This window comes from Clostridiales bacterium (genome assembly GCA_030016385.1).
Classification (GTDB): domain Bacteria; phylum Bacillota; class Clostridia; order Clostridiales; family Oxobacteraceae; genus JASEJN01.
In genome coordinates this window covers 35,714-45,923 of the sequence record JASEJN010000022.1, presented here as the reverse complement: position 1 = coordinate 45,923, position 10,210 = coordinate 35,714, and the positions used below count along the sequence as shown (strand labels likewise).

Annotated in this window: 8 protein-coding genes and 1 other annotated feature; of the genes, 7 read left to right on the top strand and 1 reads right to left on the bottom strand. The window is 39.5% G+C overall.

What is annotated here, in order from left to right; all coding sequences use genetic code 11:
* Positions 1–76: 76 nt before the first annotated feature.
* Positions 77–312, top strand: a binding site (T-box leader).
* Positions 313–384: 72 nt separating this feature from the next.
* Positions 385–1,821, top strand: coding sequence for a proline--tRNA ligase (proS, locus tag QME45_07140; GenBank protein ID MDI6618438.1), 1,437 nt, complete (start codon positions 385–387; stop codon positions 1,819–1,821).
* Between the two features lie 55 nt (positions 1,822–1,876).
* Complete coding sequence (locus QME45_07135; GenBank protein ID MDI6618437.1) at positions 1,877–2,131, top strand: hypothetical protein; 255 nt, start codon at positions 1,877–1,879, stop codon at positions 2,129–2,131.
* A 58-nt stretch (positions 2,132–2,189) separates the two neighbouring features.
* Here the strand turns inward: QME45_07135 and QME45_07130 are convergent, their stop codons facing one another.
* Complete coding sequence (locus tag QME45_07130) at positions 2,190–3,023, bottom strand: DegV family protein (GenBank protein ID MDI6618436.1); 834 nt, start codon at positions 3,021–3,023, stop codon at positions 2,190–2,192.
* Positions 3,024–3,281: 258 nt separating this feature from the next.
* Between QME45_07130 and QME45_07125 the strand changes: the two genes are divergently transcribed.
* From QME45_07125 to QME45_07105, 5 genes are all read left to right on the top strand, one after another.
* Complete coding sequence (locus tag QME45_07125; protein ID MDI6618435.1) at positions 3,282–4,787, top strand: alpha-glucosidase/alpha-galactosidase; 1,506 nt, start codon at positions 3,282–3,284, stop codon at positions 4,785–4,787.
* Between the two features lie 220 nt (positions 4,788–5,007).
* A complete protein-coding gene (locus QME45_07120; GenBank protein MDI6618434.1) occupies positions 5,008–6,723 on the top strand; it encodes an extracellular solute-binding protein in 1,716 nt (571 codons plus the stop codon).
* A 204-nt stretch (positions 6,724–6,927) separates the two neighbouring features.
* On the top strand, positions 6,928–7,821 hold the full coding sequence (locus QME45_07115; GenBank protein ID MDI6618433.1) for an ABC transporter permease subunit: 894 nt from the start codon (positions 6,928–6,930) through the stop codon (positions 7,819–7,821).
* 12 nt (positions 7,822–7,833) lie between these two features.
* Positions 7,834–8,721: a carbohydrate ABC transporter permease gene (locus tag QME45_07110; protein MDI6618432.1), complete on the top strand. Its 888-nt coding sequence runs from the start codon at positions 7,834–7,836 to the stop codon at positions 8,719–8,721.
* Positions 8,722–9,058: 337 nt separating this feature from the next.
* A complete protein-coding gene (locus tag QME45_07105) occupies positions 9,059–10,066 on the top strand; it encodes a biotin--[acetyl-CoA-carboxylase] ligase (protein ID MDI6618431.1) in 1,008 nt (335 codons plus the stop codon).
* Positions 10,067–10,210 lie beyond the last annotated feature (144 nt).

Genomic DNA, 10,210 nt, shown 5'->3' with positions numbered 1-10,210 from the left:
GGGGTTTTTCATTCGCAATTTTTACCAGTAAAAAAGCTAGCACAACGAGTTAATTAAATAAAAAAGTTTTAATAATTGATAGGCTGTGAAGAGGAATAGTAGAGATTAATGCTTTTTTACAGAAAAGGGTTTTTGCTGAGAGACCTTAAAAAGCTTGTTTTGAACCCACCTTTGAGCTCTGCACCGGTTGATTTTAATCTGCAGCGGGATTTGCCGTTATAAATTTTGAGAGGATATATCGGGTAGATTTTGTTTAGTTTTATACTTTGATATATTAACTGGGGTGGTAACGCCGAAGCTTCGGTCCCTTTGGGGGCATGAAGCTTTTTTTATTTATTATAAAAAAGGAAATTTTCTAATATTTTATGTAAGGAGAATTTAATTATGGCGAAAGAAAAAAAATTTGTAGAAGCAATAACATCGATGGATGAAGATTTTGCAAAATGGTATACCGATATAGTAAAGAAAGCGGAGCTTGCGGATTATTCCAGCGTAAGAGGATGCATGGTTATCCGCCCATATGGGTATGCAATATGGGAAAATATACAGAAGGAGCTTGACAGAAGGTTTAAAGAAACAGGGCATGAAAATGTATATATGCCTATGTTCATACCGGAGAGCCTTTTGGCTAAAGAAAAGGAACATATCGAAGGTTTTGCACCTGAAGTCGCATGGGTTACACAAGGCGGGACGGAGCATTTAACGGAAAGGCTGTGTGTTCGTCCTACTTCTGAAACGCTTTTCTGTGAACATTATGCAAAGATTGTTCAGTCCTATAATGATCTGCCAAAATTATATAACCAGTGGTGCTCAGTTGTAAGGTGGGAGAAAACTACGCGGCCATTCTTAAGAACGACGGAGTTTTTATGGCAGGAGGGTCATACGGTTCATGCATTGCCGAAAGAAGCGGAAGAAGAGACTATAAAAATGTTAAACCTGTATGCGGACTTTTGTAAAGATTACCTTGCGATGCCTGTTATTAAAGGACAGAAAACTGAAAAAGAGAAATTTGCAGGGGCGAGGGCCACATATACCATAGAAGCGATGATGCATGACGGCAAAGCTCTTCAGGCAGCAACTTCCCACAATTTCGGAGACAACTTTGCAAAAGTATTTAATATACAGTATACGGATAAGGATGGGAAGCTTAAGTATGCAAGTGAAACATCGTGGGGAATGTCAACGAGGATAATAGGAGCTATAATCATGGCACACGGGGATGACAGCGGTCTTGTACTTCCTCCTAAAATTGCGCCCGTTCAGGTTGTAATAATACCTATTTCCCAGCACATCGAAGGAGTGCTAAAAGCGGCAAATGAAATAAAGGATAGATTGTCAAAGATTTTAAGGGTTAAAATCGACACGAGCGATAAGATGCCGGGCTGGAAATTTAGCGAGTATGAAATGAAGGGCGTACCTGTTCGCCTTGAGGTAGGACCTAAGGATGTGGAAAAGGATCAGGTGGTTTTAGTGAGAAGGGACAGCAGGAAAAAAATTTTTGTAAAGATGGAAGAAGTTGAAGAGAAAGTAGCAGAGCTGCTGGATGATGTACACGATTCCCTTTACAACAAAGCAAAGGCAAATATGGAGAAAAAAACATATAAGGTTTTGGATATGGATCAGTTTAAAGATATTGCCGATAATAAACCAGGGTTTATAAAGGCCATGTGGTGCGGTGACAGGGAATGCGAAGATAAAATCAGGGAAATTGCGGGCACTACATCGAGGTGCATTCCGTTTGAGCAGGAGCATATATCTGATAAATGTGTTTGCTGTGGAAGAGAGGCAAAGTATATGGTCTATTGGGGTAAGGCATATTAAACTAAGGTTCATATTATATATAGTGGAAGATTTTTTTGCAGGGGGGGTTTATAATATGACTGCGGTTAATCCGCTGTTTTTCGGACCTGGACAATCAATTCTGCTGAGAAGAGGATCGGTCTTTCAGACGATTCTGGGGGTAATACCGATTCCATTTATAGTCTCTCCACCTGTTGTGCAGACGGAAACTTATCTTCAGTCTTCTTTCTTTGAGTCTTCTTATTATCAGAGTGAATACAATGAGAATATATATAATGAGCAGGTGTATGGCCAGAATCAGTTCTCATCGCTGGAGCCCGTTGTATCATGATAAATGGCGCGGAATTGCGCCATTTATCATGATATGCCGCCTAGCGATTCGAATAAATTTAAAATGCGATTACCATCCCGCCTTCATCGGCATATGAGGAAGTCAATCCGGACATCCCTACTATGATAATATCCTTAAAGTTATATCTCTTTTTTACCTCTTCTTTGAACTTAAGCGCTCTATCTGGACAATTGCAGTGAGCAATGCCAAGTATTTTTTCTTCAAGTTTGACTCCGTTTTCGCTGCATGCATCAAGGAATCTGTTAAAGGCTTTTTTGTAGCTTCTTACTTTTTCAACCAGCCGTATGCCACCTTCTCCGTTTGAGCCCATTATGAGCTTTAAGTCGAGTACGGATGCAACTTTTGCAACCAGATGGCTGATCCTCCCTGACTTTGCGAGGTGCTCTAAGTTTTCAAGCAAAAAATAGGTCTTCATGCTGCTTATATATTCGTTGACATTTCGGGTGACTTCATCTTCATTCATGCCGTTTTTAACGAGTTCGTTTATTTTCATGCATATAAGCGTTTCGCCTACAGATGCACTCATCGAATCGAAGACATGTATATAGTTTTTGTTTTTTTCCGTAAAAATATTTTTGGCAGTAACTGCGCTTTGATATGTACCGCTGATTTTTGATGACAATGTAACGACAAAATTACTTTTACCGGTTTCAAATTTGTTTAAAAAATCTGCAGGAGATGGACACGATGTTTTGAGAGGCGTTTTACATTCTTTCATATCTTTGATGTATTGCGATACATCAAGCCTGTCGTCATCTATATATTCTTTATCTTCAAGCCTGAGGGTCAGGGGAACTATCTCTATATTCATACTTTTTTTCATTTCAGGAGTTAATTCACAACTGCTGTCGGCAATAATTTTACATTCCATTTTTATCTCTCCTTTGGCAGTGATTTTATATTTAGCATGCAAAATAAATTTGCAATATTATCACTGCTGCTAATATCATTTTTGTTAACAACAATATAACATATCTGTTTTGATAATACAATGATTTTATTTAAACGCAGCATATATCATGTAATGGATGCATATTTTATATTTGAAGAATATTATTCCAATAATAAATCTTACTTCTGTAATTAGCTCATAATATCACCAACACAACATATAAAGGGAGGCTGTTTTATGTCGTTCAAAATTGCATTCATCGGGGCAGGAAGCATAGGCTTTACAAGGAGGCTTTTGAGGGATGTACTAGCAGTAAAGGAATTCAGCAATATTGAAGTAGCTTTTACCGACATTAACCGACACAATTTGGACATGGTTACGCAGCTTTGCCAGAGGGATATAGATGCCAACGGGTTGAACATAAAAATACAGGCTTCTACCGACCGCAGAGCCATGCTGAAGGACGCCAAATATGTTTTCAATGTGGTTAGGATCGGAGGATTGGATGCGTTTAGGCTGGATATCGATATACCGCTGAAATATGGTATCGACCAGTGTGTGGGGGATACCCTCTGTGCCGGAGGTATAATGTACGGGCAACGCGGGATTCCTGTGGTTTTGGAGTTCTGTAAGGACATTAGGGAGGTTGCATCTCCTGATTGTCTCCTTCTTAATTATGCCAATCCCAATGCAATGCTGACATGGGCGTGCAACAAGTACGGCGGGGTTAGGACCATCGGCCTGTGCCACGGGGTGCAGGGTGGACACGAGCAGATAGCCGAAGTACTTGGACTTAAGAAGGAGGAAGTGGATATCATATGTGCAGGCATAAACCATCAGACTTGGTACATACAGGTGAAGCACAATGGCGAGGACATGACCGGCAAATTGCTTGAAGCGTATGAAAAGCACCCTGTTTACAGCAAGACCGAAAAGGTTAGGATAGATATGCTTCGCCGTTTCGGATATTACAGTACCGAGTCCAACGGGCACCTAAGCGAATATGTGCCATGGTACAGAAAGCGTCCTGATGAGATTCGTGACTGGATTGATCTAGGCGTATGGATCAATGGGGAAACCGGCGGATATCTCCGGGTATGCACTGAGGGCAGGAATTGGTTTGAATCGGACTTTCCCAACTGGCTTAAGGAACCCCCCATGGAGTTTACACAGGAAAAACGGAGTAAGGAACATGGGTCGTATATACTGGAAGGATTGGAAACCGGCCGTTTGTATAGAGGCCATTTTAATGTAGTAAATGAAGGGACAATAACCAATTTACCGGATGATGCAGTGGTGGAAGTCCCTGGATATGTAGATGCCAATGGAATAAATATACCAAAAGTCGGTGACTTGCCGCTGGGTTGTGCAGCTGTTTGCAATGCCAGCATCAGCGTACAGCGGTTGGCCGTAGAAGCGGCTGTACATGGTGACGATATTCTTCTGAGGCAGGCAATGATGATGGACCCATTGGTTGGTGCGGTTTGTAATCCCCCGGAAATTTGGCAGCTGGTGGATGAGATGCTGGTAGCGCAGGAAAAATGGCTGCCACAGTATACAAGACAAATCGAAGAGGCGAAAGAAAGATTGAAATCAGGTAGGCTGATTCCAACTAGAGAAGGCTATCAGGGAGCTGCCAGATTACATACAAAGACCGTGGAAGAAATGTCCGCTGACAGGGCGGCAGCCAAAGAGAATGCAGGCGCCGCAGATAAAGCAGAAAAACGTCCGGTGGCAAAATAAAATTTCCATAACGCCAAAAGTTGTTTGATATGGGAAAAGGAACAATGGGAGGAGGGGACAAAGTGTTTTATGGGGTACGCATTTGCAATTTCAATTAATTGCAATACGGGTACAAGTTGTAAAAGGATTTTTAAAATAGCAGATTTATCGTAAAAGCTGTTTCAACTGTTATGTACAGGAAGTGCTTAAGAATTTCAATTAATTTGAAGGGGGAGAGATTATGAAAAGAAACATTAAAAGATTTGTTTTGTTTTTACTAGCTCTGGCAGTGTCAATTTCAAGTGCTGCGTGCTCAAAAGGCGGTAAAACTGCTACAACACCTTCGAACAGTGCCGACAGTGAAGTGATTCAAGTCGGAAAACCAGGCAAGGGTTCAAGAGAATCTCAACCTGTACCCGAAGGCAATTGGAAGCAGCCATATAAAACTATGGTTAATATAACTACAGTAAAAGGTACGGGTTCGGACCAAGTATTTGAAAAAGGCGACAGCGAAGCAAATAATCCATGGATAAGAGCGTGGAAAAAGGATTTAGGTATCGAGGTCACATATCTATGGATTGATGAAGGAGGTTCACAATACGATACGAAGCTGAATATGGCTATTGCATCGAAAACTTTGCCGGATGTATTCAAATGTAACTATATCCAGTTTAGACAACTTATGCAGGCAGGGCTTTTACAGGATGTAACAGATGCATATAACAAGTATACCTCACAACGCATCAGAGATTATGAAAAAACCGATCCTGATACGATAAAACTTACAACTGTAGATGGCAAAATATATGGAATACCGGGATATTACTACGGAATAATTGATAATCCAAAAGATTTGTGGGTACGAAAAGACTGGTATGAAGCAGCAAACAAGCCTCCTCTGAAAACGGTTGCTGATTTTGAAAATTTAGCAAAGACATTCATGAAAAAACATGGTGGTTATGGATTAGGCATAAGCAATACTTTAGATGAGCTTTTCATGACCGGCCCTATGTTTAAAGTGTATCTGGGCACTCCAAGCGGCGGTTCCTACTTTTGGTACAAAGACTCGACAGGAAGAATTAAAGCAGGTATAACTCATCCGGAGATGAAAACGGCCCTTGCGACATGGGCTAAATGGTATAAAGATGGTATTATTAATCCGGATTTTGCAAATACCGATAGCAACAAGATGAATGAAGATATTGTTAACGGTAAAACAGGCATGCAGCCATATTATCAGTGGCAAGGCTGGCTCAATGGTCCTAACCTTGTTGCGGCACAAAATAGCAATGATGCTTACATGATTCCATTCCCGTTCCCGACAGTGGACGGTTCCCAGGTTCTCGGACAAATAGGCTTTCCTAACGGTTCAGTTATCGTTGTAAACAAGGATTGCAAAAATCCCGCAGCGGTAATGAAGCTCTTAAGTTATACGGATTATGTTATGTTCGATCCCAACACTGTTCTTACCGATGAACAGTTCCACGGATTTACCGATGGTCAAAGAGAACATACTCCGGGTGCATTTGAGATTATTGATCCTACAGCGGACATGATTCAGTTTGAACATGTTCTTGCAGCGCTGAAGACAGGTGACACAAGTAAACTGTACACTTCAGGCATGAAGAAAAAATACAGCGACTCCATAAATTGGATTAAAAATCATAATCCCAGTGGCTTAGGCGCTTATTTGCAGCAAGGCTTCGATGGGTGTGCATATGACAACAGTAAAAAGTTGATCGATGCAGGTAATATAATAAGAACAAATATGTGGGGGCCTCCTCCTGTCGAATTTGACAAAACAGTCAATACTATAGATATAGCGCTTCAAGGATTTACTAAAATCATCATGGGTAAAGAGCCCGTAAGTTATTACGATAAGGTTATATCTGACTGGTATGCAAATGGCGGCACAATTATGGAAGACGCTGTCAATAAACAATACGGCGGCAAATAAATTTATTACTCCATTGTTGACCATCAGGAATAACTGTATCTTTTGAAGGCTATACCGGATATTAAGTAGACGCTGAATTAGCCAGGGAATTGAAATGTTAATGAAGGAGACGGCAAGATTACAAGCCGCCCGAAAGCATCCTTCAAATTTCAACCTAACTAGTCAGCGTCTATCTAATCAAACTTTTTAGTGAGGTGATTTTTTATGATAAAACAGCTTAAAAAAGATTGGCCCTTTCATGTACTTTTACTACCTGGAATTATTTTGACGTTTATTTTTTCGTATTTACCCATGTATGGATTGATTATGGCTTTTCAAGATTATAATCCCGGCCTTGGATTTTTCAAATCACCGTGGGTGGGATTCGATAATTTCCGATTGATATTTTCTCAACCACAGTTTTTGAATACAATCTACAACACACTGTTTATATCTTTTTTTAAGTTGGTTTTTGGAACACTGTCTTCCGTCGTGTTTGCCCTACTCCTTAATGAAATAAGCTCCAATTTTACCAAAAGACTTTTTCAAACCATTGTTTATGTTCCAAACTTTATTTCTTGGGTCATAATGGCCGGAATTTTATACAACATCTTATCGGCAGACGGGATAGTAAATATAATGCTAGAAGCCCTTCACATCCATCCCGTTCAGTTTATTTCAAGTCCCAGTGTTTTTCCCTGGACGGTAATTATTTCTGATGTTTGGAAAACATTTGGATTCGGTACGGTTGTTTATTTGGCTGCAATTACTTCAATCGACCCTCAGCTCTATGAATCAGCTATAATAGATGGAGCAGGAAGATGGAAACAAACACTGTATATTACCATTCCGACCATCGCTCCAATCATTGTTTTGATGACTGTTCTTGCACTTGGTAATATATTAAATGCCGGTTTTGATCAGGTTTACAATCTGTATTCACCGGTAGTGTATTCCAAAGGGGACATAATCGATACATTTGTTTACAGGCTTGGTCTTCAGAATGGCAAATATAACATAGGTACGACTGTAGGTATATTTAAGTCAGTTGTTTCATGTATTTTAATTTCTTTATCTTTGTTTGTAGCGAACAAAGTAGCAAACTATAAAGTGTTCTAAAGGAGAAGAAAAATGAAATATAAAACTAAAGGGCAAAAAATATTTAATGTTTTTAATTATATTTTCATAATTCTTGTTTGCTTATCATGTGTTCTTCCGCTTCTAAATACTTTAGCCGTATCATTTAGTTCGCCCAGATTTGTGTCTGCAGGGAAAGTTTATTTTATTCCCAAAGGCTTCACGCTGATGTCCTATGAGTTTGCAATAGAAAACGGAAAGTTTTTGCAAGCGTTTAAAGTTTCTGTTATAAGATGTATTTTGGGTGTAAGCATTAACTTATTTATGATGGTTACAACTGCATATCCCTTGTCAAAAACTACCCAGCGTTTTGCTGCAAGAAATTTCTATATGACATTCTACGTAATAACGATGTTGTTTGGAGGCGGGCTTATTCCGTATTATATACTGGTAACTGATCTTGGGCTTATGAATACAATCTGGGCTTTGGTATTGCCGCTTTCGTGCCCTGTTTACTCGATGGTAATACTTATGAACTTTATGAGAAATCTGCCCCCCGAAATGGAGGAAGCTGGAATGATTGACGGCGCGGGGCACTTCAGGATATTGTTTTCTATTTTATTGCCGGTGCTAAAGCCCGCTTTAGCGACAGTAGGCTTGTTCGCCTTTGTATATCATTGGAATGATTGGTTTACCGGAGCGCTTTTCATGCATGACCCCCAAAAATATCCCTTGCAGACATATTTGCAAACACTTTTGACCAATTTCAGAGATATGTTAAGGCAGTCAGGCTCGGATTATTATACTCTGCTATCCAGAATGAATGAACAAACAGGAAGGGCAGCCCAATTGTTCCTCGGTTTGGTGCCGATTTTGGCTGTTTATCCATTCCTGCAGAAATACTTTACCACAGGATTGGTTGTTGGAAGTGTTAAACAATAATTAATAATTTTTTTATATTTAGATTGACATGAAGAAGGTACTCTGGTTGTGTATGTGTATATTTTTTAAATCGTTTAAATCCGTTTAGCAGAATCAGACTTCTGCGAAGATAAGTTTTGATTCTGCCCTGAACAAGTTTACAGACTCTATATACTTAGATCTTAGCGATGGAAATAATATTTTCAAATGATTTTGATATACTCAGAGCAGGTGGGAGCATTTGAAGGCGGATATGATATTTGCTATTATTATATTGTTAGAAAATTACCGGATTATTATATTTCTATAGGCTTTTGGCTTACGGAAGTTGCCGTTTTAAAAGGAGAATCGTATATTGATGGAAAAACACTTGAACTCCAATATCAATATGAAATCTGAAATACTCAAACTGCTGAAGAAGGGTGACGGTTTTGTATCTGGCGAAGAAATAAGCAGCATATTCAATGTCTCGAGAGCAGCCATATGGAAGCATATAGGCGAACTAAAAAAAGAGGGATATGTTATAGAATCGATACCTAAAAAAGGATACAGACTCGTAAAGTCTGCGGATATTTTGACTTCCGATGAGATACTTCCTGTTTTAAAAACAAGATATATCGGGAGGGAGATAATATATTTCGACAGCATCGGCAGCACAAACAATATAGCCGCAATAGGTGCGCAAAAGGGGTGCGCAGAAGGGCTTGTGGTCATCGCGGAAGAACAGACATCGGGAAGGGGAAGACTTAAAAGAAAATGGTGCACGCCAAAGTTTTCTTCGATTGCGTTTTCTCTTGTGTTGAGGCCGGATATTAAACCACAGGATGCCTCGGGCATAACGCTTGTTATGGGAACCGCAGTATGCAGGGCGCTAAGGAATGTTACAAATCTGGATGTCGGGATAAAATGGCCCAATGACATAATAATAAATAGAAAAAAAGTGTGCGGCATATTGACGGAGATGAATTCGGAAATGGATGCGGTAAATTACATAATAGCAGGTGTAGGCATCAATATAAATATAAAATATTTTCCGGAGGATTTAAAAAATATTGCGACATCGCTGTATATAGAGTGCGGGCATGAAATATCCAGGCGTTCTGTGCTTGTCGGGGTTTTTCGGGAATTTGAGGCTTTATATGATGACTTCAAAAATAATGGCTTGAAGAATATAATAGATGAATTTAAATCCTATTCCGTAACTCTCGGGGAACGCGTAAGCGTTATTTCTGTAAATGAAAAATTTGAAGGGACTGCTGTAGATGTAACGGACGATGGGCTTCTCGTGGTAGAGCTGGATGACAAGACAAAACGGAAGGTTATATCGGGTGATGTTTCCATAAGAGGCATAGGAGGTTATGTATAAATTTAGACTTTATTTGAGCATAATTGACAACAGTTTTCAGTAAAGAGCAAAATTTTCAAACTATCTGAACTGTCTGAAATATTATTGAAAATATTCAATAATCGGATTATAATTAAGTTGCTGGTAGAATTATCTTGCAAAATA

What these genes read in the sequence shown, in the direction of transcription:
- QME45_07120 (MDI6618434.1), top strand. Translation starts at nt 5,008, where the DNA reads ATGAAAAGAAACATTAAAAGATTTGTTTTGTTTTTACTAGCTCTGGCA.
- QME45_07110 (MDI6618432.1), top strand. Translation starts at nt 7,834, where the DNA reads ATGAAATATAAAACTAAAGGGCAAAAAATATTTAATGTTTTTAATTAT.
- QME45_07135 (MDI6618437.1), top strand. Translation starts at nt 1,877, where the DNA reads ATGACTGCGGTTAATCCGCTGTTTTTCGGACCTGGACAATCAATTCTG.
- QME45_07115 (MDI6618433.1), top strand. Translation starts at nt 6,928, where the DNA reads ATGATAAAACAGCTTAAAAAAGATTGGCCCTTTCATGTACTTTTACTA.
- proS (MDI6618438.1), top strand. Translation starts at nt 385, where the DNA reads ATGGCGAAAGAAAAAAAATTTGTAGAAGCAATAACATCGATGGATGAA.
- QME45_07125 (MDI6618435.1), top strand. Translation starts at nt 3,282, where the DNA reads ATGTCGTTCAAAATTGCATTCATCGGGGCAGGAAGCATAGGCTTTACA.
- QME45_07130 (MDI6618436.1), bottom strand. Translation starts at nt 3,023, where the DNA reads ATGGAATGTAAAATTATTGCCGACAGCAGTTGTGAATTAACTCCTGAA.
- QME45_07105 (MDI6618431.1), top strand. Translation starts at nt 9,059, where the DNA reads ATGGAAAAACACTTGAACTCCAATATCAATATGAAATCTGAAATACTC.